The organism is Stenotrophomonas sp. WZN-1 (genome assembly GCF_002192255.1).
Taxonomy (GTDB): Bacteria; Pseudomonadota; Gammaproteobacteria; order Xanthomonadales; family Xanthomonadaceae; genus Stenotrophomonas.
In genome coordinates this window covers 2024402-2049111 of the sequence record NZ_CP021768.1, presented here as the reverse complement: position 1 = coordinate 2049111, position 24710 = coordinate 2024402, and the positions used below count along the sequence as shown (strand labels likewise).

General features: G+C 68.1%; 26 protein-coding genes. 13 read left to right on the top strand and 13 right to left on the bottom strand.

The window, feature by feature from the left end:
• Positions 1-52 precede the first annotated feature (52 nt).
• Together carA and CCR98_RS09715 are read right to left on the bottom strand one after the other, a co-directional pair.
• Positions 53-1180 (bottom strand): glutamine-hydrolyzing carbamoyl-phosphate synthase small subunit, encoded by a 1128-nt coding sequence (carA, locus tag CCR98_RS09720; RefSeq protein WP_087922432.1) that lies wholly within the window; start codon positions 1178-1180, stop codon positions 53-55.
• A gap of 311 nt (positions 1181-1491) precedes the next feature.
• The gene (locus CCR98_RS09715) at positions 1492-2172 is read right to left on the bottom strand and encodes a dihydrodipicolinate reductase C-terminal domain-containing protein (protein WP_313416358.1); all 681 of its coding nucleotides are present in this window, start codon (positions 2170-2172) and stop codon (positions 1492-1494) included.
• A gap of 120 nt (positions 2173-2292) precedes the next feature.
• On the opposite strand from CCR98_RS09715, the gene CCR98_RS09710 reads away from it, so the two are divergent.
• The 4 genes from CCR98_RS09710 to CCR98_RS09695 all read left to right on the top strand — a co-directional run bounded on the left by CCR98_RS09710 (position 2293) and on the right by CCR98_RS09695 (position 4748).
• The gene (locus CCR98_RS09710) at positions 2293-3072 is read left to right on the top strand and encodes a 3-oxoacyl-ACP reductase (RefSeq protein ID WP_087922430.1); all 780 of its coding nucleotides are present in this window, start codon (positions 2293-2295) and stop codon (positions 3070-3072) included.
• 4 nt (positions 3073-3076) lie between these two features.
• A complete protein-coding gene (locus CCR98_RS09705; RefSeq protein WP_087922429.1) occupies positions 3077-3472 on the top strand; it encodes a MerR family transcriptional regulator in 396 nt (131 codons plus the stop codon).
• 55 nt (positions 3473-3527) lie between these two features.
• Entirely contained in the window at positions 3528-4109 is a 582-nt protein-coding gene (locus CCR98_RS09700; RefSeq protein ID WP_087922428.1) for an NAD(P)H-dependent oxidoreductase, read from the top strand.
• A 177-nt stretch (positions 4110-4286) separates the two neighbouring features.
• A complete protein-coding gene (locus CCR98_RS09695) occupies positions 4287-4748 on the top strand; it encodes a DUF4304 domain-containing protein (RefSeq protein WP_049416279.1) in 462 nt (153 codons plus the stop codon).
• 107 nt (positions 4749-4855) lie between these two features.
• Here CCR98_RS09695 and CCR98_RS09690 read toward each other — a convergent pair whose 3' ends face one another.
• From CCR98_RS09690 to CCR98_RS09680, 3 genes are read right to left on the bottom strand one after another with little or no spacing between them, the layout of a single operon-like run.
• Positions 4856-5110 carry a DUF6587 family protein gene (locus CCR98_RS09690; RefSeq protein ID WP_087922427.1) on the bottom strand — a complete coding sequence of 85 codons (255 nt, stop codon included), beginning with the start codon at positions 5108-5110 and terminating at the stop codon, positions 4856-4858.
• Complete coding sequence (locus tag CCR98_RS09685) at positions 5110-6975, bottom strand: ferrous iron transporter B (RefSeq protein ID WP_087922426.1); 1866 nt, start codon at positions 6973-6975, stop codon at positions 5110-5112. Before CCR98_RS09685 ends, CCR98_RS09690 begins: the two co-directional genes overlap by 1 nt.
• On the bottom strand, positions 6972-7226 hold the full coding sequence (locus tag CCR98_RS09680; RefSeq protein ID WP_046985653.1) for a FeoA family protein: 255 nt from the start codon (positions 7224-7226) through the stop codon (positions 6972-6974). The genes CCR98_RS09685 and CCR98_RS09680 overlap by 4 nt, the downstream gene beginning before the upstream one ends.
• A 119-nt stretch (positions 7227-7345) precedes the next feature.
• Between CCR98_RS09680 and CCR98_RS09675 the strand changes: the two genes are divergently transcribed.
• The 6 genes from CCR98_RS09675 (at position 7346) to CCR98_RS09650 (ending at position 11453) form a co-directional block, all read left to right on the top strand.
• Positions 7346-8134 carry an enoyl-CoA hydratase/isomerase family protein gene (locus CCR98_RS09675; RefSeq protein ID WP_087922425.1) on the top strand — a complete coding sequence of 263 codons (789 nt, stop codon included), beginning with the start codon at positions 7346-7348 and terminating at the stop codon, positions 8132-8134.
• A gap of 2 nt (positions 8135-8136) precedes the next feature.
• On the top strand, positions 8137-8538 hold the full coding sequence (locus tag CCR98_RS09670; protein ID WP_087922424.1) for a VOC family protein: 402 nt from the start codon (positions 8137-8139) through the stop codon (positions 8536-8538).
• On the top strand, positions 8535-9431 hold the full coding sequence (locus CCR98_RS09665) for a hydroxymethylglutaryl-CoA lyase (RefSeq protein ID WP_087922423.1): 897 nt from the start codon (positions 8535-8537) through the stop codon (positions 9429-9431). Before CCR98_RS09670 ends, CCR98_RS09665 begins: the two co-directional genes overlap by 4 nt.
• 100 nt (positions 9432-9531) lie before the next feature.
• On the top strand, positions 9532-10302 hold the full coding sequence (locus CCR98_RS09660; RefSeq protein WP_087922422.1) for an SDR family oxidoreductase: 771 nt from the start codon (positions 9532-9534) through the stop codon (positions 10300-10302).
• 49 nt (positions 10303-10351) lie between these two features.
• Complete coding sequence (gene yeiP / locus CCR98_RS09655; RefSeq protein ID WP_005409468.1) at positions 10352-10918, top strand: elongation factor P-like protein YeiP; 567 nt, start codon at positions 10352-10354, stop codon at positions 10916-10918.
• Positions 10908-11453, top strand: coding sequence for a hypothetical protein (locus tag CCR98_RS09650; RefSeq protein WP_087922421.1), 546 nt, complete (start codon positions 10908-10910; stop codon positions 11451-11453). Before yeiP ends, CCR98_RS09650 begins: the two co-directional genes overlap by 11 nt.
• Positions 11454-11500: 47 nt before the next feature.
• Here the strand turns inward: CCR98_RS09650 and CCR98_RS09645 are convergent, their stop codons facing one another.
• From CCR98_RS09645 to CCR98_RS09630, 4 genes are all read right to left on the bottom strand, one after another.
• Positions 11501-12196, bottom strand: a complete 696-nt coding sequence (locus tag CCR98_RS09645; protein ID WP_087922420.1) for an MliC family protein — start codon at positions 12194-12196, stop codon at positions 11501-11503.
• 83 nt (positions 12197-12279) lie between these two features.
• Entirely contained in the window at positions 12280-12672 is a 393-nt protein-coding gene (locus tag CCR98_RS09640; protein WP_087922419.1) for a nuclear transport factor 2 family protein, read from the bottom strand.
• Positions 12653-15802, bottom strand: coding sequence for a multidrug efflux RND transporter permease subunit (locus tag CCR98_RS09635; protein ID WP_087922418.1), 3150 nt, complete (start codon positions 15800-15802; stop codon positions 12653-12655). Before CCR98_RS09635 ends, CCR98_RS09640 begins: the two co-directional genes overlap by 20 nt.
• A 36-nt stretch (positions 15803-15838) precedes the next feature.
• Positions 15839-16987 carry an efflux RND transporter periplasmic adaptor subunit gene (locus CCR98_RS09630; RefSeq protein ID WP_087922417.1) on the bottom strand — a complete coding sequence of 383 codons (1149 nt, stop codon included), beginning with the start codon at positions 16985-16987 and terminating at the stop codon, positions 15839-15841.
• Positions 16988-17116: 129 nt separating this feature from the next.
• On the opposite strand from CCR98_RS09630, the gene CCR98_RS09625 reads away from it, so the two are divergent.
• On the top strand, positions 17117-17833 hold the full coding sequence (locus CCR98_RS09625; protein ID WP_198361075.1) for a response regulator: 717 nt from the start codon (positions 17117-17119) through the stop codon (positions 17831-17833).
• Positions 17833-18909 (top strand): ATP-binding protein, encoded by a 1077-nt coding sequence (locus CCR98_RS09620; protein ID WP_075674586.1) that lies wholly within the window; start codon positions 17833-17835, stop codon positions 18907-18909. Before CCR98_RS09625 ends, CCR98_RS09620 begins: the two co-directional genes overlap by 1 nt.
• On the opposite strand, the gene CCR98_RS09615 is transcribed toward CCR98_RS09620, so the two are convergent.
• The 3 genes from CCR98_RS09615 to CCR98_RS09605 form a co-directional block, all read right to left on the bottom strand.
• Entirely contained in the window at positions 18887-20650 is a 1764-nt protein-coding gene (locus CCR98_RS09615) for a DUF4105 domain-containing protein (protein WP_087922415.1), read from the bottom strand. The two genes, CCR98_RS09620 and CCR98_RS09615, sit on opposite strands and share 23 nt — an antisense overlap.
• 145 nt (positions 20651-20795) lie before the next feature.
• Positions 20796-21095: a DUF2388 domain-containing protein gene (locus CCR98_RS09610; protein WP_087922414.1), complete on the bottom strand. Its 300-nt coding sequence runs from the start codon at positions 21093-21095 to the stop codon at positions 20796-20798.
• 62 nt (positions 21096-21157) lie between these two features.
• Entirely contained in the window at positions 21158-22546 is a 1389-nt protein-coding gene (locus CCR98_RS09605) for an FAD-binding oxidoreductase (RefSeq protein ID WP_087922413.1), read from the bottom strand.
• Positions 22547-22715: 169 nt separating this feature from the next.
• Between CCR98_RS09605 and serA the strand changes: the two genes are divergently transcribed.
• Positions 22716-23957 carry a phosphoglycerate dehydrogenase gene (serA, locus tag CCR98_RS09600; protein WP_087922412.1) on the top strand — a complete coding sequence of 414 codons (1242 nt, stop codon included), beginning with the start codon at positions 22716-22718 and terminating at the stop codon, positions 23955-23957.
• 94 nt (positions 23958-24051) lie between these two features.
• On the opposite strand, the gene CCR98_RS09595 is transcribed toward serA, so the two are convergent.
• On the bottom strand, positions 24052-24666 hold the full coding sequence (locus tag CCR98_RS09595) for an NUDIX hydrolase (protein ID WP_087922411.1): 615 nt from the start codon (positions 24664-24666) through the stop codon (positions 24052-24054).
• Positions 24667-24710 lie beyond the last annotated feature (44 nt).

The following is a 24710-nucleotide window of genomic DNA, read 5'->3' as shown; positions in this document are numbered from 1 at the left end:
TGCGGGGTTTACGGTCCATCGCGACGCCACCGGCGGGCCGGTGGCGTACTGATCACGCCTTGGCCTGCTCCATCAACACCACGAAGCGGTCGAACAGCGGACCGACATCGGTCGGGCCCGGCGACGCTTCCGGGTGGCCCTGGAACGAGAACGCCGGCACGTCGGTGCGGGCCACGCCCTGGTTGGTGCCGTCGAACAGCGAGCGATGGGTCACGCGCAGGGTGGCCGGCAGGGTCGCTTCATCGATCGCGAAGCCGTGGTTCTGCGAGGTGATCATCACCCGGCCGCTGTCCAGGTCCTGCACCGGGTGGTTGGCACCGTGGTGGCCGTGGCCCATCTTCATGGTCTGTGCGCCCGAGGCCAGGCCCAGCAGCTGGTGGCCCAGGCAGATGCCGAAGGTCGGGATCTTCACCTCGATGAAGGTCTTGATCGCTTCGATGGCGTAGTCGCACGGTTCCGGGTCACCCGGGCCGTTGGACAGGAACACGCCGTCCGGCTTCAGCGCCAGCACTTCGGCAGCCGGGGTCTGCGCCGGCACCACGGTCACTTCGCAGCCGCGCTCGGCCAGCATGCGCAGGATGTTGGTCTTCACGCCGAAATCGTAGGCCACGACCTTGTACTTGGCCGGCACGCTGACGAAGGCGTTGGCATCCAGGTCCAGCTGGCCCTCGGTCCAGGTGTAGGTCTTCTCGGTAGTGACGACCTTGGCCAGATCCATGCCCTTCAGCCCCGGGAACTTGCGGGCGGCTTCCAGTGCCTTCTCCACGTCGATGTCGCCGGCCATCAGCGCACCGTTCTGCGCGCCCTTCTCGCGCAGGATGCGGGTCAGCTTGCGGGTGTCGATGCCGGCGATGGCGACCACGCCACGCTGGATCAGCCAGTCCTGCAGCGACACCTGGCTGCGCCAGTTGCTGGGACGGCGTGGAACGTCGCGCACGATCAGGCCGGCCGACCACACCTTGGACGCTTCATTGTCCTGGTCGGTCATGCCGGTGTTGCCGATATGCGGATAGGTCAGCGTGACCATCTGCCGGGCGTAGGACGGGTCGGTCAGCACTTCCTGGTAGCCGGTCATGGCGGTGTTGAACACCACCTCACCGACGGACAGGCCGGGCGCGCCTACGGATTCGCCCTCGAATACGGTGCCGTCTTCGAGGACGAGGATTGCGGCTTGGGTCACGGGAATCTCACTTTGGCTACCGAGGGGGCTGCCGAAGTCACGCCTGCGCTTCACGGAAATCCGGTTGCAAAAAAGCGCGGACGTACGGTCTGGGACCGGTCCGGCTTTCGTGATTCGGCGAGTGCGAATTGTAGCGCTGCCGGGGCGCTCGCGCCAGCGGTTATCGCGCATTGTGAACAGGCGATTGCGCATTCATTTCAATCCGGCGGCGTATGCGGGGTCCGCCGCGCCCGTGGTAGATGCCGACCTTGGTTGGCGCCTCCCGGAAAGCCTGCCAACCAAGGTTGGCATCTACCATCAGCCTGGGCCCGTTACCTGGGGCCGTCCAGCAGGTCCCGCACCCGATAGCTGCCCGGGGCCCGCCCCTGCAGCTGGCGGGCGGCGAACAGGGCGCCGCGGGCGAAGATGTCGCGGTTGGTGGCCCGGTGCACCAGCTCGATGCGCTCACCCAGGCCGGTGAACTGCACCAGATGCTCGCCGACGATGTCACCGGCACGCAGGCTGGCGTAATGCGGCTCCGCCCCACCCCGCTGCGCGGCCGCCCCCAGGGTCAGCGCAGTGCCCGACGGCGCGTCCTTCTTCTGCGTGTGGTGCGATTCGACGATGTCGCAGTCCCAGCCGGCCAGCGCCTGCGCGGCGCGCTCGACCAGCTCATCCAGCACCGCCACACCCAGGCTGAAATTCGACGCCCAGACCAACGGGATGGACGCCGCAGCGGCCTCCAGCGCCTGCCGCTGCGTGCTGGAGATGCCGGTGGTACCCGACACCAGGCCCGCGCCCCGTTCCACGCACAGGGCCAGCATCGGGTCGAAGCCCTCCGGCAGGCTGAAGTCGATCGCCACGTCGAACGCAGGCGCACCGGGCAGCTCGCTGGCAGCAAAGAACGGCACGCCGTCGACCACGCGCTGGGCCGGTGCACGGCCGGTCACCGCGGCCACGATCTGCAGGGTTTCGGGATGTTCGGCGGCCAGCCGCAGCAGGGCCTGGCCCATGCGCCCGGAAGCGCCGTGAATGAGCAATCGCAGGGGAGTCTGGTTCATGCCTGCAGGCTAGCGGCAGCACGCCCGCTCCGGCAAGCGCCATCGCTGCTACGCTGCATGCCCCTTCATGCAATGGATGGCAGTTCCACCATGCAGATCAGCGAACAGCTGGTGCTGGTCACCGGTGCCGGCCGCGGCCTCGGCCAGCACATCGCCCGCGCGTTCGCGGCGCAAGGCGCCCGCGTCATCATCAACTATCACCGCAGCGAAGGCGCCGCACGTGCGCTGGCCGCCGAGCTGGGCGGGCAGGCGATCGCGCTGCCGGCCGACGTCACCGACCGCGGCCAGGTCGATGCGATGCTGCAGCACGCATTGGCACACTTCGGCCAGGGCGTCACCACGGTGATCAACAACGCGCTGGCCGCCTTCTCGTTCAATGGCGATGCCCGCGACGGCGCCGCCGATATCGGCTGGCCGGCGTTCCAGGCGCAGTTCGAGGGCAGCGTGCGTGGCGCGCTGAATACCGTGCAGGCCGCCCTGCCAGGCATGCAGGCCCGTCGCTTCGGCCGGGTCATCAACATCGGCACCAACCTGTTCCAGAACCCGGTCGTGCCCTACCACGACTACACCGCCGCCAAGGCCGCACTGCTGTCGCTGACCCGCACCCTGGCCGGCGACCTCGGCCCGCATGGCATCACCGTCAACATGCTGTCCGGCGGCCTGCTGCGCACGACCGATGCCAGCGCCGCCACGCCCGAAGCGGTGTTCGACTACATCGCCGCAAACACGCCGCTGCGCAGCGTTACTACGCCTGCCGAATTCGCCGATGCCGCGCTGTTCTTCGCCAGCCCGTGGTCGCGCGCGGTGACCGGGCAGAACCTGGTGGTCGATGGCGGGCTGGTGCGGGACTGAGCCAATGCGCATTTCCGAGGTCAGCCGCCTGACCGGGGCCAGCGCCAAGGCCATCCGCCTGTACGAGGCGCGCGGATTGCTGCCGCCGGTGCCCCGACTGAACCGCTATCGCGACTACAGCGAACAGGACGTGGCCTGGGTGCAGTTGATCCGCCAGGCGTTGGCGCTGGGCATCACACTGGCCGCGGTCTCCCGCCTGCAGGGCCGCGACGGACGGCTCGACTGGCCGGCGGTGCTGGCCCTGCTCGAGCAGCAGCGCAGCCGCATTGCCAGCGAGCGGGCACGGCTGGCGCAGGTCGAGCTCGACCTGCAGCAGGTCAGCGACGAATTGCAGCAGTGGCTGCACACCGGCAGCAGTGACTGCGTGCTGGAACCCAGCGGCTGCATGCCCCCGGCTTGACTCTGCCCCTGGGGCAGACCCCAACCTCGCGCACTTTCCATTGCCCGAGGTTGCCGTGTCCCGTTCCATCCTGATCCTGCTTGGCCATCCCGACCGCGACAGCCTGTGCGGCGCTCTCGCCCAGCGCTACGCCACGGCTGCCGAGAATGCCGGCCATCGGGTGCGCCTGATGGCATTGGGTGACCTCGAGTTCGATCCGGTGCTGCGCCATGGCTACCGCCAGATCCAGCCACTGGAAGCCGACCTGCAGGACGCCGCCGATGCTATCGAGGCCTGCGATCACCTGGTGCTGGTCTATCCCACCTGGTGGGGCGCGATGCCGGCGCTGCTGAAAGGCTTCTTCGATCGCGTGCTGTTGCCGGGGTACGCCTTCCGCTACCGGCGCGACTCGGTGTGGTGGGACCGGTTGCTGGCTGGCCGCAGCGCGCGGGTGATCACCACGCTGGATACGCCGCCCTGGTATTACCGCTGGATCTACCGCGACCCGGGCATCACCCAGATCCGAGCCACCATCCTGGCATTCTGCGGCATCCGCCCGGTGCGGGTCAGCCGACTCGGTGCGGTACGCAGCAGTACCCCAGCACAACGCAGCAAGTGGCTGGCGCTGGCAGCGGAGCTGGGAGCGCGGGCCGGCTAGATCCGCGGCCATGGGCAAGGCGTGCGAACCAAGGTTCGCACCCACCTGGAAGGCTTGCACCCATCGGGAAGGTTCGCACCCACCTCGGGCGCTCGTTGCGTGTGTCGCGTTTGCCAATTGACCGCCAGGCACTGCGCCTCAAGGCTGAGGGCCCCGCTTCCGGCCCAGGCAAAGCCCATGAAATCCTCGACCGTCTTCAGCAAGTGCGCCCGGAAGACCGGCTATGCCGGCACGTCGACGACCCGCTACCGCTTGCTGGATGCCGCCCTGCTTGTCGTGAATCACCAGCGCGCCAGCGAAAGTCGGGGCTTCTATGTGAATGCTGGACTCTACTTTCCAGAGCTGCTCGCGTATCCCCTCGCGCCTGACGATCTCGAAACGGCTTTCCGGTACCGCTCCAGCATCCCCACGCCCCATGTCGACTGGCGGATCGAAGAAACTCCGGGCTTGCGCCGGACCTTCATCCAGCAGGATCTTGATGACCTGCTGGAGGCCGGTAACCGCGACGCGTTGAAGGCCCTGCTGCTCGATGCCCTGGCCGACGTGGCGGGTTTCGCAGCAGCCCATGGAAACCGCGAATCGGTGCGGCGATTGAATCAGGACGGGAACTTCCGGGCGATCATCCGCAGAGAGGTCTGAGCCCGGGGAGCGTGCGAACCAAGGTTCGCACCCACAGGGCGAAGTCCGCACCCACAGGGCGAAGGCCCGCACCCACCGGCCGAAGGCTCGCACCTACCAAGGCAGAGTCAGTGCTGCTTGGGCGGCGTCGGCCCGCAGCTGTCACAACCGCCACAGGCACCACCGCCTCCGCTCGCCGGCGGCGCGATCTTCCGCCCCAGTGCCTGCAGCCAGGCAGCGCGGCCCGGCTTCAGCAGGGCCAGCGCCAGAGCCCCACGCAGCTTGCGCACGGTGCCCGGGAACTGCTTCTTCAGCACCACCCAGGCACTGACCAGCACGGCCACCGCGATGATCAGGTACTGCAGCAGCAGTCCACGGTCCATCAGCCGCCTCCCAGCGCCTTGGTCACCTGGTAGGTGACCAGCGCAGCCACATAGGCCGCCGCGAACAGGTAGAACGCGGCGAAGCCCATCTGCTTCCACGAGTTGGTCTCACGCTTGATGGTGGCCAGCGTCGAGATGCACATCGGGGCGTAGATGTACCAGACCAGCAGCGACAGCGCGGTGGCCAGCGACCAGCCGTCGCTGATCAGCGGGGTCAGCGCCTGGCTGGCGGCATCGTCATCGGCTGCGGACAGCGCGTACACGGTGGCCAGCGAGGACACCGCCACTTCGCGCGCGGCCAGGCCCGGGATCAGCGCGATGCAGATCTGCCAGTTGAAGCCCAGCGGCGCGAAGAACACCGCCATCGCATGGCCGATCTGGCCGGCGTAGCTGTAGTCGATGGCCGGCATCGTGGCACCAGCCGGCGCCGCCGGGAACGACAGCAGCACCCACAGCAGGATGGTCAGCGCCAGGATGATGCCGCCGACACGCTTGAGGAAGATCATGCCGCGCTCGTACAGGCCCACCGCCAGGTCACGCACGTGCGGCAGGCGGTACGACGGCAGCTCCAGCATCAGCGGGTGCTCGCTCTTGTCGCGGCGCCACTTCTTCATGATCCACGACATCGCCAGCGCACTGAGGATGCCCGCCGCGTACAGGCCGAACAGCACCAGGCCCTGCTGGTTGAACACGCCCCACACCGTCTTCTGCGGAATGAACGCACCGATCAGCAGCGCATACACCGGCAGGCGCGCCGAGCAGGTCATCAGCGGCGCGACCAGGATCGTGGCCAGGCGATCACGCGGGTCCTGGATGCTGCGCGTGGACATGATGCCCGGCACCGCGCAGGCGAAGCTGGACAGCAGCGGGATGAACGAGCGGCCTGACAGGCCGGCCGCGGCCATCATGCGGTCGAGCAGGAACGCCGCACGCGGCAGGTAGCCGGATTCCTCCAGCACCAGGATGAAGAAGAACAGGATCAGGATCTGCGGCAGGAACACCACCACACCGCCGACGCCGGCGATGATGCCGTCGGTCAGCAGGCTGGCCAGCGGGCCTTCGGGCAGCACGCTGCCAACAAAGGCACCAAGCCAGGCGAAACCGGCCTCGATGCCATCCATCAGCGGTGTCGCCCAGGCGTACACCGCCTGGAAGATCAGGAACATCACCACCGCCAGGCTGATCAGGCCGAACACCGGGTGCAGCAGCCAGCGGTCCAGCGCGTCGTCGATCTTCGCGGTCCGCGCCGGCATCCGCACGGCCACCGACAGGATCTCGCGCACCTTGGCGTGGTAATCGATGCCACCTTCCGGGCCCGGCACCGGTGCGTCCAGGTGCGGCACCATCGCATCCAGGCGCCCGACCAGGGCCTTGGCCCCCTGCTTGCGCACCGCGACGGTCTCCACCACCGGCACGCCCAGCTCGCGCTCCAGCGCAGCCACGTCCACCTGGATGCCGCGGCGCTGGGCCGCATCGACCATGTTCAGCGCCACCACCATCGGCTTGCCCAGCTCACGCAGTTCCAGCGCGAAGCGCAGGTGCAGGCGCAGGTTGGTGGCGTCGATCACGCACAGCAGCACGTCCGGTGCGGCTTCGCCCGGGTAGAAGCCCCGGCACAGGTCGCGGGTGATCGCTTCGTCCAGGCTGGCCGGATGCAGGCTGTAGGCGCCCGGCAGGTCGAGCACGGCGAATTCACGGCCGGACGGCGCACGCAGGCGGCCTTCCTTGCGCTCGACGGTGACGCCGGTGTAGTTGGCGACCTTCTGCCGGCTGCCGGTCAGCTGGTTGAACAGCGCGGTCTTGCCGCTGTTCGGGTTACCGACCAGCGCGATGCGCAGGGGTGCGGTAGAGGCTGCAGCGGTCATGCGCGTCGCTCCTGGCGGTTGGCGTCGACCACGACGCGCTTGGCCTCACTGATCCGCAGCGCGAACCGGGTGAACCCGACCTGCACCAGCAGCGGCTCGCCGCCCACCGGGCCCTTGGCCACCAGGCGCACTTCCTCGCCCTTCACGAAACCCAGCTCGCGCAGGCGACGGGCAATGGCATCGTTGGCATGCAGGTCCTGCACGGACTCGACCACGGCCGAGGTGTGCAGCGGCAGTTCGGACAGCGTCATCTAGCGTGTTCTCTGCTGGATGTAAATGGTTCTCGATTCTAACATTCCCGCGTCGCGTCATGGCCCATGACCAATGGCCCGCTATGATCCATACAGGTATGGAGTGACCCTGGAATCCCATGAACGATGCTTTGCAGATCGAGCGCCGTGGCGCCGTCCTCACCCTCTGGCTGAACCGGCCGGAGCTGCACAACGCCTTTGACGCCAGCCTGATCGCCCGGCTGACCGCCGCACTGGAGGCCGCCGGCCGCGATGATTCGGTCCGCGCCGTGGTGGTCGCCGGCCACGGCGCCTCCTTCTCGGCCGGTGCCGACATGCAGTGGATGCGCGGCATGGCCGCCGCCAGCGAGGACGACAACCGCGAGGACTCGCTGGCCCTTGCGCGGCTGATGCGCACCCTGGACGAACTGCCCAAGCCGACCCTGGCCCGGGTCCACGGCGCGGCCTTCGGTGGCGGCGTCGGCCTGGTTGCCTGCTGCGACATCGCCATCGCCAGCACCTCGGCCCGCTTCGGCCTGACCGAAAGCCGCCTCGGCCTGCTGCCGGCGGTGATCTCGCCCTACGTTATCGAGGCCATCGGCCCGCGCCAGGCGCGGCGCTGGTTCGCCACCGGCGAGCACTTCGACGCCGATACCGCACTGCGCATCGGCCTGGTCCACCAGCTGGTCGAGCCCGAGCGCCTGGACGAGGCGCTGGAGCGGCAGCTGGCCCTGCTCGACAAGGCCGGCCCGATCGCCTCGTCCACCGCCAAGCAGCTGGTCCGGCAGGTCCGCGACAGCCATGACCGCGACGCCCTGGATCGAGATAATGCCGCCTTGATCGCGCGCCTGCGGGTGTCCGCTGAGGGCCAGGAAGGCCTGGGCGCCTTCCTCGACAAGCGCGCGCCCCACTGGGTCACGGAAGCCTGAACATGCTCGATCATCTTGGTTTGACCAGCGCCGACCTGGCGCGCAGCAGGACCTTCTTCCTGCAGGCACTGGCGCCGCTGCAGATCGGCGTGGTGATGGAAGTGACCGCCGAACAGACCGGCGCGCACGACCACATCGGCTTCGGCAGCGACGGCAAGCCGTTCTTCTGGCTCGGCAATGGCGGCACCGCCAGCCACGGCGTGCACGTAGCCTTCGCCTGTGCCAGCCGCGACCAGGTGGACGCCTTCCATGCCGCCGCCCTCGCCGCCGGAGGCCGCGACAACGGCGCGCCGGGCCTGCGCCCGTGGTACCACCCCGACTACTACGGCGCCTTCGTGCTCGACCCGGACGGCAACAACATCGAGGCTGTCTGCCATCGCCCCGTCAGCGAGGTGGCTGCATGAACGACTACGTCCGCATCGTCGAGGTCGGCCCGCGTGACGGCCTGCAGAACGAAAAGCAGTCGGTGTCCACCGCCGACAAGATCGAACTGATCAACCGCCTGTCAGCCACCGGCCTACGCAGCATCGAGGCGACCAGCTTCGTCAGCCCGAAGTGGATCCCGCAGTTGGCCGACGCCGCCGAGGTCTACGCCGGCATCCAGCGCCGGCCCGGCATCCACTACCCGGTGCTGGTACCGAACGAACAGGGCTACGACCGCGCCCGTGCGGTGGGCGTGGAGGAAGTGGCGGTGTTCACCGCCGCCTCCGAGGCGTTCAACCGTACCAACACCAATGCCGGCATCGACGAATCGCTGGCCCGGTTCGAGCCGATCCTGCGCCGCGCCGCCGCCGATGGCGTGCGCGTGCGCGGCTATGTCTCCACCGTGCTCGGCTGCCCCTACCAGGGCGAGGTGCCACTGGCCGACGTGGTGCGGGTGGCGCGCGCCCTGCACCAGATGGGCTGTTACGAAATCTCGCTGGGCGACACCATCGGCGTCGGCACCCCGCGCAAGGCAAGGGCGATGCTGCAGGCGGTTGCCGCCGAGATTCCGATGGCGGCACTGGCCGTGCACTTCCACGACACCTACGGCCAGGCCATCGCCAACATCGCCACCTGCCTGGAAGAAGGCGTGCGCGTGGTCGACAGCGCGGTGTCCGGTGCCGGTGGCTGCCCGTATGCCAAGGGCGCCAGCGGCAACGTCGCCAGCGAGGATGTGGTCTACCTGCTGCAGGGCATGGGCCTGGACAGCGGCGTGGACCTGCCGGCACTGGCCGAGACCGGCCGCTGGCTGGCCGGCCTGCTCGGCCGCGTCACTGCCAGCCGCACCGGCCAGGCACTGGCCGCCGCCGGCTGACCGCTGCACTGCGCCGCCCTGCACCGGCGGCGCAGTGCACAACAGCGGCGGTCACGGCTTCCGTTAGAATCGGCGGTTCTCGAACCTGCAGGACCGTTCAATGCAGCTGTCTTCCGTACGTGCCGTGATCACTGGCGGCGTCTCCGGCCTCGGCCTGGCCGTGGCCCAGCACCTCGTCGCCCAGGGCGGCAAGGTGGCCCTGTTCGACCTCAACGACGACAAGGGCGCCTCCGCCGTTGCCGATCTGGGTGCCGACAATGCCCGCTATTTCAACGTCAACGTCAGCGATGAAGCGGCCGTCTCGGCAGCCATCGACCAGGCCCACGATTTCCTCGGTGGCCTGAACGTGGCGATGAACTGCGCCGGCATCCTCGGCGCCGGCCGCGTGCTTGGGAAAGAAGGCCCGATGCCGCTGGCCGGCTTCCAGGGCACGGTGATGGTCAACCTGGTCGGCAGCTTCAACGTCGCCAAGGCCGCAGCCAACCGCATGCAGCACAACGAAGCAGGCACCGACGGCGAGCGCGGCGTGATCATCAACACCGCCAGCATCGCCGCCTATGAAGGCCAGATCGGCCAGGCCGCGTATGCCGCCAGCAAGGGCGGCGTGGTGTCGATGACGCTGCCGATGGCGCGCGAACTGTCGCGCTTCGGCATCCGCGTCAACACCATCGCCCCGGGTGTGTTCTGGACGCCGATGGTCGATGGCATGCCCGAAGCCGTGCAGCAGTCGCTGGCCGCCTCGATCCCGTTCCCGTCGCGCCTGGGCAAGCCGGAAGACTTCGCCAGCCTGGTCGGCTTCATCCTCGGCAATACCTACCTCAACGGCGAGACCATCCGCCTGGACGGCGCTACCCGCCTCGCTCCGAAGTGATTCCCCCCGGGCGCCGGGACGGCACCCTCCCCCAACGACCTAGATCACCATGAAAGCCAACGACATCAAGAAGGGCAACGTCGTCGAGTACAACAACGGCGTGTACCAGATCCGCGACATCGAGCGCAGCTCGCCGCAGGGTCGCGGCGGCAACGTCCGCTTCCGCTTCATCATGTACAGCGTGCCGGGCGGCAACAAGCTCGATGCCAGCTTCGATGCCGACGACAACCTGGTCGAAGTCGAACTGCTGCGCCGCCAGTCCACCTATTCGTACAAGGATGGCGACGCGTTCGTGTTCCTCGATGACGAGGACTACACCCCGTACACCCTGGACGCGGACGTGATCGGCGACGACGCCGGCTACATCACCGACGGCCTGACCGGTATCTACGTGCAGGTTATCGACGAGCAGCCGGTGGCGATCCAGCTGCCGGCCTCGGTGGTGCTGGAAGTGATCGAGACGCCGCCGGAACTGAAGGGTGGCACCGCCACCAAGCGCCCGAAGCCGGCCAAGCTCAACACCGGCATCGAAATCATGGTGCCGGAGTACATCGTCAACGGCGAACGCGTGCTGGTGAACACCGCCACCGGCGAATTCGCTGGCCGTGCCGACTAAGCGCCTTGCGCTGATCGGCTGCCTGTCCCTGCTTGCGGCGTGCTCGCCGCAGGCAGCGGACAATGCTACCGATGCCGCGCCGAAACCCGCGCCGGCCGAACCGGCGGTGACGGCAGCACCGGCGGTGGACGCACCGGCCGCCGTGGAGGCCACCGCCGAAGCGGAGCCCTCTGCCGGGCTGTCCTCGGGCGATGAAGCGCTGGACAAGGCACGTGCAGCCGCTGGCTGTCCGGTCCCAGGCGATGTGTACGACGTCGACGACGTACGCATCTACTGTGCAATGCCAACCGACGTGCAGGCCTTCCTTGCGCGCGAGAACACCTGCCAGCACTTTGCGGGTGAAGAACCCTACGACGACGAGCGTCGCCGCGAACTGGAAGAGGCCAGCGCGAAGTACTGCGAAGGCCGCGAGAAGATCTTCACCGATCTGGTCGCGCGTCATCGCGGTGACTGTGCAATCCGCGAAGCGCTGATCGGGATCAACAGCCGCTATGACCTGGACTTCGATCTCGACCTGAAGCCCTGCGAGGGCTGACCGCTCAATGATGTAGAGCCGAGCGTGGGCTCGGCTCTACGGATGGCTTACGGCTGCTTTGCGCCGAAATTGCCGCAGCCGTGATACTGGCGGGTGCCGATGGTCAGGTTCACCTTGGCATCGAACGCCTCGCCACTCATGTCGTCCTGGCAGGTGGTGCGCTGGAAGCTGAGCTTGACGTCGGTACCGTCGGACGCCTTGCCGCTCCAGCCGTCAGCGCCTTCGGTGGGCTTTGCCACATCGAAGCGGCGCTCGCCGTAATCGACTTCCACCTGCAGGCCCGGCGTGTCGCCATCTACGACCGCAAGCCACCCCGGTTCGTTGCCGGTGGCACGGAACGCGGCATTGCCGGCGCTGCCATCGCCTTCGGCGGCTTCCACCGCATGGCACTCGCGATCGGCCTCGCCCTTCAGGCTCAACAGGCCGTCGTCGCTGCCCTTGGTCCAGAAGCTGTTGCCCTGGCCATCCCCGTACTTGGCGCCCGACGCCGCACGCTCGGAGGTCATGGCGAAGGTACGTTCGCCGATCACTACCGTAGCCGCATCTTCGCCATTGAAGGTTGCGCGCACGCCCAGATCACCACACTGGTACGTGGTCTCGCTGCCGGTACCGCCGCCGGCGGCCGGTTCGGGCGCGGCCGGCGGCGCGGCATCAGTGCCGCCCGCGGCGGGTGCCTGGGCTGGCTGGCACGCGGCCAGGACCAACCCGAGGGAGGCTGCCAACAGACTGGGAACTACACGCATGGCTCGACTCCTTGTCGACACTACAGAGATTTCCGACCCTACCACCTGCCGGTGAGCGGGGCCTGAAAGCGGCCTGACCGCGCTCATGCGGCCAGCACCGCCATCGACAACAGCTGCGCACCGCTGCCGCCGGAACTGCAGGTCCAGACCCGCAGCAAGCGCAGTTTCAATTCGCTCTCCCGGCCGTGCCGGCACACCGCCAAGCGCACGTCGCTGGACAGCAACGCCAGACGGCCACACAGCAGCGTTTCCACCGCGCGCAGCTGCAGGCTGCGCACCTGCAGGCTGCCGGCCAGCCAGTCCCCCAGCCACGGTAGATCGAGCATGCGGCCGCCGTGGCCGTCCATCATGAACAAGGCCGGCGATACCAGCGCGTTCAACGCATCGTGATCATTTTCCACCAGCGCTGCGCACAGGCGCTGCTCCAGCGCCATCAACTGTTGCTCATGCAGGTCTTCAACGATGTTCCGTTCCATCCACGGTTCCTCCCGGCATCAGCCGGCGCCTGCGCAGGCGTTGCGCGATCCACTGCCGCGCGCCCTGCACCACTACATAGAAGACCGGCACGAAGAACACCGCCAGCACGGTCGCACTGACCATGCCGCCGAACACGCCGGTTCCGATCGCCTGTTGCGTCTCCTTCGACGCACCCTGCGCCAGCATCAGGGGTACCACGCCCAGCGCGAACGCCAGTGAGGTCATCACGATCGGCCGCAGGCGCAGGCGGGCCGCCTCCAGTGCCGCCTCGACCAGTCCGCGCCCCTGCTGCTGCAGCTGCCGCGCGAACTCGACGATGAGGATCGCGTTCTTCGCCGACAGCCCGATCACAGTGATCATGCCGACCTTGAAGAACACGTCGTTGGGCATGCCGCGCAACAACACGGCGGCAACCGCGCCGAGCAGGCCCAACGGCACCACCAGCATCACCGCCAGCGGAATCGACCAGCTCTCGTACAGCGCCGCCAGCACCAGGAACACCACCAGCATCGACAACAGCAGCAGCCACGGCGCCTGCGCCCCCGACTCACGCTCCTGCAACGACTGGCTGGTCCACTGCAGGGCGAAGCCGGACGGCAGCTTCTCGGCCAGCCGTTCCATCTCCGCCATGGCCTGGCCGGTCGACACGCCGGAGGCCGGGGCGCCGGACAGGTTCAGCGCCGGGAAGCCCAGATAGCGCTGCAGCTGCAACGGCGCCTCGGTCCAGTGCGGCGTCACCAGTTCGGACAGCGCCACCATGCCACCCTCGCTGTTGCGCACGTACAGCTTCAGCACATCCTCCAGTTCCATGCGATGCGGCGCATCGGCCTGCAGGATCACCTGCTGCAACCGGCCCTTGTTGGGGAAATCATTGACGTACTGCGAGCCCATTGCCGCCGACAGCGTGCTGCTGATGTGTTCGAAGCCCACGCCCATCGCCTCGGCCTTGGCGCGATCGATGTCCAGCCGCACGCTGGTGCCGGCCGGCAGGCCATCGGCATGCACTTCCGACAGCAGCGGGCTGCCTTCGGCCAGCTTCAGCAGCTGCTGCAGGGCCGCGCGCAGTTCGGCCTGGCTCTGCCCGGTCCGCGCCTGCAGGGCGAGCGAAAAGCCGGACGAACGGCCCAGGCTGTCGATCGCCGGGGGCATCACACTCATCACCTCGCCCTCGGCAATCGCGGCCATCGCCTTCTGCGCGGCCTCCACCTCGCCGGACGCGGTGGCGCCTGCACGCTCGCCCCAGTCCTTGAGCATGGTGTAGGTCAGCGCCGCGCTCGGGCCGGAGCCAGAGAAGCTGTAGCCAAGGATCGACTGGTTGGAGCCGATGCCCGGGCGCGAGGCTACGTGCCGCTCGTACGCTTCGACAACCGCCAGCGTGCGTTCGGCGGTGGCTTCTGCCGGCAGCTGGATCGAGGTCATGAAATAGCCTTGATCCTCTTCCGGCAGGAATGCGCCCGGCAACCAGTGCAGGCCCAGCAGGAGCGCCACTACCAGTGCGGCGAACACGCCCATCACCCGCCCGCTTCGTTGCAGCACCGAGGCCACGCCACGCTGGTAGCGCCCGGTCATCTTCTCGAAGCCACGATTGAAGGCACCGAACAGCCCACCACGACCATGGTGGCCATGGGTGTTCGGGCGCAGCAGGGTCGCGCACAGCGCCGGCGTCAGGCTCAATGCCAGCAGCGCCGAGAACAGGATCGACACCGCCATCGCCACGGTGAACTGGCGGTAGATCGCGCCCACCGAGCCGCTGGACAAGGCCATCGGAATGAACACCGCGGTCAGCACCAGGGTGATGCCGATCACCGCACCGGTCAGTTCGCGCATCGCCTTGATGGTGGCCTCGCGCGGCGGCAGGCGCTCCTCGGCCATGATCCGTTCCACGCCCTCGACCACCACGATCGCGTCGTCGACGATGATGCCGATCGCCAGCACCATGCCGAACATGGTCAGCACGTTGATCGAGAAGCCCAGGGCCAGCATCACCGCGAAGGTGCCCAGCAGCGCGATCGGTGCGACCAGCGCTGGAATCAGCGTGTAGCGCCAGTTCTGCAGGAACAGGTACATCACCGCGAACACCAGCAGCATCGCCTCCAGCAGCGTCTGCACCACCTTCTGGATCGAGATCTTGACGAACGGCGCGGTGTCGAACGGGATGCTCGCCTCCACGCCGCGCGGCAACAGCGGCGCCAGTTCGGCCATGCGCTCACGGACCGCCGACGCCGTGCGCACCGCATTCGCGCCGGGGCGCAGCTGCACGCCGGCGGCGGTGGCTGGATGGCCGTCCTCGCGGGTGCCCCAGGCATAGCTTTGCGCGCCCAGTTCGACGCGGGCGACATCGCCCAGCACCACCCGCGAACCGTCGGCCCCGGCACGCAGCACGATCGCCGCGAACTGTTCCGGCGTGGACAGCTGGCCATCGGCGCTCAACGGCACGGTGATGCGCTGGCCTGGAACACCCGGCGAATCACCGATGCGTCCGGGCGAGATCTCCAGGTTCTGCTGCTCGATGGCGGTGGCCACATCGCCCATGGTCAGGCCGTAGCCGGTCAACCGGGTCGGGTCCAGCCACACGCGCATCGCCTGCTCGGCACCGAACAGCTGCACGCGGCCGACGCCATCGATGCGGCGCAGCTCTTCGATGATGTTGCGCGCCATGAAGTCGCCCAGTGCCGCTTCGCTGACGCTGTCGTCCGGCGAACGCAGGCCGACCAGCATGAGGAAACCCGAATCGGCGGCCTCCACGAACAGGCCGTTCTGGCGCACGCTGCGCGGCAGGCGTGGCTCGATCGCCTTGATCCGGTTCTGCACGTCCACCTGCGCCAGCTCCGGATTGGTGCCGGGCTTGAAGGTGGCGGTGATCGAGGCTTCGCCGGAGGTGTCCACCGACGATTCGAAATACAGCAGGTGCTTGACGCTGGACAGCTCGCGCTCGATCAGGCCGACCACCGCATCGTTCAACGTCTGTGGGCTCGCACCCGGGTAGCTGGCATAGATGCTGACGCTGGGCGGCGCGACCGCCGGATAGCGCTCCACGGCCAAGCGCGGAATCGCCAGCACGCCGGCCAGGATGATGAAGATCGCCAGCACCCAGGCGAATACCGGGCGATCGATGAAGAAACGTGCCATGTTGGATTTTCCTGGAGGGGCTGGCCGGGGAAAGGCTCAGCCCTTGCTGCCGGCCTGCACCGCACCGGCGCTGGCGACCGGCTTCTGCCAGTCGCGCGCATCGACCACCACGCCTTCCTGCAGGCGCTCCTGGCCCTCGACCACCACCTTCTCCCCGGCCTTCAGGCCGGTGCGCACCAGCCACTGGCGATCGACGCTGCCGTCCACCTCCAGCGTGCGGATCACCGCCTTGCCGTCGGCGCCGATCACCCAGGCATAGGCCTGGCCACCGGCGCTGCGCAGCACCGCCTGCTGTGGCACTGTCAATGCACTGGCGGGCGCGCCACGTGGCACCCTCGCGCGCACGTACATGCCGGGCAGCAGCTGCCGCTGCGGGTTGTCGACCAGGATGCGCAGGATCACGTCACCCGTCCGCGCATCGACATTGATGCCGGAGAACAGCAGCTGGCCGCGCTCGGGCAGCGGCTTGCCGGCGGCACCGATGATCGTCACCGGCAGCTCGCCACCACCGGCGGCACTGCGCTGCAGCGACTCCAGCTGCGCCGCCGGTTGGCGCACGTCAACGTAGACCTGGTCGATCTGCTGCACCACCGCCATCGGCTCGGCATCGGCCACGCCCACCAGCGCGCCTTCGGTCACCAGCGCCTGGTCGATACGGCCGGCAATGGGTGCACTGACCGTTGCGTAACGCAGATCGAGCTGGCGACGGGACAGGATCGCGCGCGCTTCGTTCACTGCGGCGCGGGCCTGTTCGTACTCGGCACTGGCGTCGTCGCGATGCTGCTGGCTGACCGCCTGCGCGGCGGCCAGGGCGTGCAGGCGCTGCGACTGCACGCGGCTGCGGCCCAACGCCGCCTCGCTGCGCTGCAGTGCGGCCAGCGCCGAATCGACGTCGGCCCGGAACGCAGCCGGGTCAATCTGGAACAGCGCCTGGCCGGCACTGACTTCCGCACCCTGCTCGAACAGGCGCCGCTGTACGATGCCGCCCACCTGCGCGCGGATCTGCGCGGTGCGCACCGCAGCAACGCGCCCGGGCAGTTCGTCGTCACGCTGCACTACCTGCGGGCCGACGCTGATCACGCCGACGCGCGGCGCCGCTTCGGGGGTGGCTTCGGGGGTGGAGCAGGCCGTCATGGCCAAGGCGAGGGCCGCGATCAACGCGACCGGAGTCCTGAAGGTTCTCATTGCTGTGCACAATGCCGCGCAGGCGGCGGATAGGTTCTGAAGCGCGCAGTCTGCGTGGCGATGATGGGGTTTCGATGGAGGAACTGTGGAGATACGATGGAGGCAAGCACCTTATGGCCCCGCCCCTGCATGCATGCCTCCCCTGCCCTCGCCGCCCTCGTCCTGATCGTCGAGGATGAGGCCGAGATCGCCGACATTCTCTGCGCCTACCTGGAACGCGAAGGACTGCGCACGCTGCGCGCCGCCGATGGCCACAGCGCCCTGGACCTGCACCGCAGCGCCCGCCCCGACCTGGTCCTGCTCGATGTGCAGCTGCCGCGCCTGGACGGCTGGAGCGTGCTGACCCAGCTGCGCCAGCGCGGCGAGACGCCGGTGATCATGCTGACCGCACTGGACCAGGATCTGGACAAGCTGACCGCGCTGCGGATGGGCGCTGATGACTACGTGGTCAAGCCGTTCAACCCGGCCGAGGTCGCTGCGCGCGTGCGCGCCGTGCTGCGGCGTACGCTGCGCGCCTCACGCATGGACGCGCCCACCGCGCTGCGCGTCGGCCCGTTGCTGATCGACTCGGCCACCCACGCCGTGCACGTGGAGGGTGAAGGCTACAGCCACGAAGTGCTGCTCACCCTCACCGAGTTCAAGCTGCTGCACTGCATGGCGCTGGCGCCGACCCGCATCTTCAGCCGCAGCGAACTGATGCACGAATGCCTGCCGGAAAGCGAAGCGCTGGAGCGCACCGTCGACAGCCATGTCAGCAAGCTGCGCCGCAAGCTGGATGAAGTGGGCATGGTCAATGTCCCAGCCAGCGTGCGTGGCGTCGGCTACCGGTTGATGGCCGACCGCTGATGGCCCCCCTGCGCCGCTCCGGGCTGAGCCGCCACATCATTGTTTCGATGTCGCTGATGGTGATCGGCGTCATCGTGATGATGATCCTGTCGTCGTGGCTGCTGTACGCGGTGCTGGTCGAGTTCTTCCCCGGCAGTGCCGAGGAACCGGAAAGCTGGCTGCCGACCGGGCCGGAACTGGCATGGATGGTGGGCGTGATCCTGACCGGGCTGGCGCTGGCCATCGCCGCCTCGTTCCGTCTCGCCCACCGCATCCTGTCGCCGTTGAATTCACTGGTGGACAGCGTGCGTGCGCTCGCGGGCGGCGACCTGGGTGCACGTGCCAGTGTCGAGGAGAATTCGCCGGGCGAAGTGGCGACCCTGGTCGAAGACTTCAATGCAATGGCGCGCCGCCTGCAGCACATGGAGAGCGAGCGTGCGATGTGGCACGCCGCCATCGCCCATGAACTGCGCACGCCGGTGACGATCCTGCGCGGCCGCCTGCAGGGGCTGGCCGAAGGCGTGTTCCAGCCTGACGAATCCCAGTTCCGCAGCCTGCTGGCCCAGGTCGAAGGGCTGTCACGGCTGATCGAGGATCTGCGCGTGCTGAGCCTGTCCGACAATGCGCGGCTGGACGTGCGCCGCGCGCGCACCGACGTGGTGGCCGAGGTGCATTCGGTGATGACCCTGGTCGACCCGCAGTTCCGTGCCGCCGGATTCGTGCTGGAGCTGGAAACCAGCCGCGAGGAACACAACGCGCACTGCGACCCGACCCGCCTGCGCCAGGCGTTGCTGGCGCTGCTGGAGAACGCGCGGCGCTATGCCAGTCCGGGCAAGGTGCGCATTGCAGTGCATGACACGCCCGGCCACGTGCAGGTCTCGATCGAAGACGAGGGCCCGGGCATCGACCCGGAACTGCACACGGATATCTTCACCCCGTTCATGCGTGCCGATGGCTCGCGTTCGCGCCAGGGCGGCGGCAGCGGGCTCGGCCTGGCGGTGGTCAAGGCCATTGCCGATGCACACGGTGGCCGCGTCTACTGCATTCCGGGCAGCGCCGGCGGCAGCCGCTTCGTCATCGAACTGCCGCGCCAGTAGTCGTACCGGCAGCCTGCGTGCGCAGGTGTGCACCGAGGGCGGCCAGATTGGCCTCGATCGCATCCATTTCCTCGCGCTGACGGGTCGGCAGCTGCTGGCGCAGCTGGGCGCGCAATGCCTGCCACGCCGGCACCGCCTGTGCACTGGCCGTGGCCACGGCTTCGGACAGCAGCGCCTGCTCGTCGCCCAGCGGCAATCCATAGCCACCGTCCTGCAGCAGCGTCCCCGGGCGCAGCCACTGCCCGCTCTGCTCCAGCAACCCCCGCAGGCTGCGGGTTTCAGTGCTGTCCGGTGCGGCCAGCAGCTGCCGCTTGAGCACATCGCGTGCGCGCAGCTCGGCGCGCCGCTGCGCGGCCTGTTCCAGCAGCAACAGGCCGGCACTGGCACGCAGGTCACCCTGCAGCAGCCACGGTGCCCGCCGCTGTGCAGGCAGCTTCAACCAGCCGCGCACATCACGGGCGGGCAAGGCCAACTGGGCCGCGGCCACTGCGAACAACTGCTGGTAGTGGTCGCGCGCCGAGGCGAAGTAGTAGCCCTGCGCCTGTGCTGCATTGCGATCCGTCAGCACCCCCTCATCGAGCACGCCCAGCCGCACCAGTCTGCGCTTCAGGCCGCGCGGACTCAGCTGGGCCAGCCCGGCCTCGCCCAGCCCCGGCACCCCGGCCTGCAGCAGCTTGGCGGTTTCCACCGCGCAGTTGTTGCTGACGAAGTAATAGCGCCCGTCATAGCTCCAGTGCACCTGCGCGGTGCGCTCGAGCAGGCTGGCGATTTCGCTGCGGTCCAGCCGCAGTGGCAGCGACTGCAGCCCGCGCAGCTCGACCTTGGTGTACTCATCCACCACCTGCTGCAAGGGCAGCACGAACAGCCGCGACGGGTAGCCACCGGTCAGCCCGCGCCAGTTGGAAATCTGCACGTCACCCACGAAGGCACGGAACGACAGCACGCGGTGGTACTCCAGGTCCAGGCGGCAGTCCGGCCCAGGTGCGCGGCCCGGTTTGCAGATCACCAGCCGCAGCATGCTGTGGCCCCAACGACTCATCGGCTGCGCGCTGCCTTCGGCGAACAGGTAGTCCACCGCGTAGACGCGCGCCGGGTCGAGGCGCAGCAGCGATGCAGCACCCTCCTGCGATTCGGCCTGCAGCAAGGGCAGCGTCGCAGCGCACTGCGGCTGTGGCAGCAACGGCGGTGTTCCGAAATGCGTCTGGTACCACTGCGCCAACGCGGGGCGCCGGCAGGCGAACTCGCCGTCGAGCACGAAATGCTCGGCGTTCACGGCCAGGTACTCGGCCGGGTTCGCCAGCTCATAGACATCCGGGCTGCGGTCATGGAAATCGTTGCCGCCACGGCCGAGGTGCCAGGGCTTGCGCTGCCAGCCCGCGAGATCACGCCAACGCATGCTCTGCGACCAGTTCGCACCGCCACGGTCTGCAACGTGGGTCAGCTCGTGCACCAGCGCACTGCGGCGCGCGCGGCGGGCGCCGGGCATGCCGTCATCCAGCAGGTCACGGCGCAACGTGATGCGGCCGCCGAACGTGCGGCCGTGCACCTTGGCGGGAAGGTCATCACGCCAGTGCACCTGCACCTGAGCCGGCAAAGCGCGGAGCAGGCCCTCCGGCAGCAGTGACTGCACGTCGGCCAGGGTCTGGCTGGCGAGCTGCTGCTGTGCAGGATCGAGACCAGACGGATCGAGCTGCAGGCGATCAGTTGCGTGCGCGACGTGGGCGATCAGCAGTAGAGCCACGCCATGCGTGGCTGCGTTCCACCGCCCAAACCACTGTAGAGCCGAGCCATGCTCGGCTGCTGTTGCGATCCGTGCGCGCTGGGCGTTCAGCCGAGCATGGCTCGGCTCTACAGAAAGCGATGACGCCGAGGTCATGCAGCCCGGATCAACGCGCCAGCAGCGCGCGGGCCAGTTCCAGGTCGCTCTGCTGCTGTGCGGCGGTGCTCTGCTCGCGCAGGTGGACCAGCGCCGCCTGCAGGCGGGCGCCACGGATCCGGCCGTCGCTGGCGACGAACGCAGCGGCATCGTCGCGCGCAGCCAGCACCACCTTGTCATCGCCCGAGCTGCTGCCCGACGAACCGGAGGACGCACCGGTGGCCGAGCCGGCCGAAGTGCCAGCGAAGCTGGAAGCGAAGCCGGCCAGCGGCAGGGACAGCAGGGCAAGCAGCAGAAGCGGACGGGTCATCGGTTCGAAGCCGGTTGTGAGAATGCGTGGAGCGTAACGGGTACGTGAAGGATTTGCCCGGCTCAGGCGTCGAACAGCTTGCCGGGATTCAGCCGCGCTTCGGGATCGAACGCGCGTTTGACCGCCTTCATCAGCGCGATCTCGGCCGGGCCGCGGGTGCTGTCCAGGTAGCCCTTCTTGACCAGGCCGATGCCGTGCTCGGCCGAGATGCTGCCATTGAAGCGGGCCAGCACCTGCGCCAGCAGCTTGGTCACGTGCTCGCACTGCGCCACGAAATCGGCGTCGCTGGTGTCGTCCGGCTTGAGCACGTTGATGTGCAGGTTGCCGTCGCCGATATGGCCGAACCAGACCACGTCGAAGTGCGGGTAGGCCTGCCCGATCAGTGCCTGGGTCTCAGCCAGGAACGCCGGCATCGCCGAGATCCGCACCGAGACGTCATTCTTGTACGGCTTGTAGCGCGCCAGCGATTCTGTGATGCCTTCGCGCAGGCGCCACAGCTGGGCGGCCTGGGCATCACTGGCACTGATCACACCGTCGCTGACCCAGCCGTTGCCCATGCAGTCCTCGAAGGCCGCCATCGCCGCGGCTTCCTGCGCCTCGTCATTGGCCGCGAACTCGGTGACCACGTAGTACGGATGCACCTCGTCGAACGGCGCCTGCGCACCATGCGCCAGCACGTGCTCCAGCGCCCGGTCGGTGAAGAATTCGAAGGCCTGCAGCTGCAGGCGCGCGCGGAACGCGGCGAACACCTGCATCAGCACCTCGAAGCTGGGCACGGCCAGCAGCATCACATTGCTGGCCGGCGGCGGGTCGGCCAGCTTCACCGTCGCCTCGACGATCACGCCCAGCGTGCCTTCCGAACCGATCAGCAGCTGGCGGAAGTCATAGCCACTGGAGTTCTTGATCAGGCCCTTGTTGAGTTCCAGCAGCTGGCCATCGGCCGTGACCACCTTCAGCCCGGCGATCCACTCGCGGGTGTTGCCGTAGCGGATCACGCGGATGCCGCCGGCATTGGTGGCGATGTTGCCGCCGATCGTGCAGGACCCGCGCGCGGCGAAATCCACCGGGTAGATCAGGCCGTGGTCCAGCGCGGCGTTGTGCACGGCTTCCAGCGCCATGCCGGCCTGCACCACCAGGGTGCGATCGACCGCGTCGTAGGCCAGCGCCTTGTTCATCCGTTCCAGGCTGAGCACCAGCTCGCCGTTGGCGGCCACCGCGCCACCCGAGAGACCGGTGCGGCCACCGGACGGCACCACGGCCACGCCCTCGCCTGCGCTCCATCGCATCACCGCCTGTACGTCCTCGACCGTGGCCGGCAGTGCGATCGCCAGCGGCGCCGGCGTCCAGCGCCGGGTCCAGTCCCGTCCGTAATGCTCCAGGTCGGCCGGGTCGGTCTTCAGCTTCAGGCCGGGACAGGCCTGCTGCAGCGAGGCAATGCGGGAATCGGTCATGACGGTCCAGCGCGGTGCGTGAAGAACGGGCAAGCGTGCCAGCGGCACGCGCCAGCGTCCAGCCCTGCAGCCGTGCAGATAGCTACGAATGCAACCAATTGCGCACTGCACCATGGGCGGCACGATCTGGCATAGTGGTCGGCCCCTGTCCCACTGGCCGTGTTGCCCCATGTCGCCGAAGAAGACCTCGTTCCCGAAGCAGGATATCCGTGTGCTGTTGCTGGAGGGGGTCAGCCAGACCGCCGTGGAGGTGTTCAGCGCCGCCGGCTACAGCCAGATCGAAGCGCACACCAAGGCGCTGCCCGAGGACGAACTGAAGGCGCGCATCGCCGAAGCGCACATCGTCGGCATCCGTTCTCGCACCCAGCTCAGTGCCGAGGTGCTGGCCGAGGCCAAGCGCCTGATCGCGGTGGGCTGCTTCTGCATCGGCACCAACCAGGTCGACCTGGACACAGCCGAACTGGCCGGCATCCCGGTGTTCAACGCGCCGTACTCCAATACCCGCAGCGTGGCCGAGCTGGTCATCGCCGAGGCGATCATGCTGACCCGCGGCATTCCGCAGAAGAACGCCGAATGCCATCGCGGCGGCTGGTCGAAGTCGGCCAGCGGCAGCCATGAAGTGCGCGGCAAGACGCTGGGCATCATCGGTTACGGCCACATCGGCACCCAGGTCGGCGTGCTGGCCGAATCGCTGGGCATGCAGGTGATCTTCCACGACGTGGAAACCAAGCTGGCGCTGGGCAATGCCCGGGCAGCGGCCAGCCTGGACGACCTGCTGGCACGCGCCGACATCGTCACTCTGCACGTGCCGGAAACCCCGTCCACGCAATGGATGATCGGCAGCACCGAGCTGGCGAAGATGCGCAAGGGCGTGCACCTGATCAACGCCGCGCGCGGCACCGTGGTCGACATCGATGCGCTGGATGCGGCCCTGGCCAGCGGCCACGTCGGTGGCGCCGCGCTGGACGTGTTCCCGGTCGAACCGAAGGGCAACGGCGATATCTTCGAATCGCCGCTGACCCGCCACGACAACGTCATCCTGACTCCGCACGTGGGCGGCAGCACGCTGGAAGCGCAGGACAACATCGGCGTGGAAGTGGCGGCCAAGCTGGTGCGCTACAGCGACAACGGCAGCACCCTGTCGGCGGTCAACTTCCCGGAAGTGACCCTGCCCGAGCATGCCGACAGCCTGCGCCTGCTGCACATCCACCAGAACGTGCCGGGCGTGCTGTCCAAGGTCAACGAGATCTTCTCGCGCCACAACGTCAACATCGACGGTCAGTTCCTGCGCACCGACCCGAAGGTGGGCTACGTAGTGATCGACATTACCGCCAGCGAGGAACAGGCCGCCGCCGTGCGCGACGAGCTGGCCGCGATTCCGGGCACGCTGCGCACGCGCATCCTGTACTGACGCGGGTCCCGCCATGCACTTGTAGAGCCGAGCCCATGCTCGGCTGCGGTTCCGGCCCGCACTGAGCCGAGCATCGGCTCGGCTCTACAGGTTGCTAGCGTGCCAGCCAGCGACGGGCCATGCGCTGCATCGATTCATCCGATTCCGGGTCGACCGCGACCTCGGTCACCGGCCGCCAGGCCAGTTCCAGCGACTCCTCGCTGAGCACGAAGGCTTCGCCGCCCAGCGCGCGGATCACGAAACGCACGTCGTAGTGCCAGTGCCCCGGCACGTCCTTGCGCTCCGGAATCCAATGCTTGTCCAGATCGAAGATGGCCGGGTCTTCCAGCACCAGGCCGCTCAGTCCCGACTCTTCCTCGGCTTCCTTCAACGCCACCTGGGCCAGGTCGCGGTCGCCGTCGGCGTGGCCGCCCAGCTGCAGCCAGCGCTGCAGCTTGCGATGGTGGGTCAGCAGCAGGCGCTGGCCATCGGCGCTGACCAGCCAGCAGCTGGCGGTGAAGTGGCCAGCCAGGCGCTCGCGGCGGAACGGATCTTCCGGATCGTCCAACAATGTGCCGAATTCGGCAGCCAGTGCGTCGTGGGCGGGCTCGCGGCGGGCATAGTCCCGCAGCAGGCCACGCAGGCGATCGTCAAGCACGGCAAGGGTTTCGGCGGTCTGGCTCATGAATGCGCGGCGTTTGGAAAAATACTGCTCATTATCGCCGTTCATTGTTGCGATTGCGCTTGTGCGTTGGCTTCAGCTTTGGCTAAGGT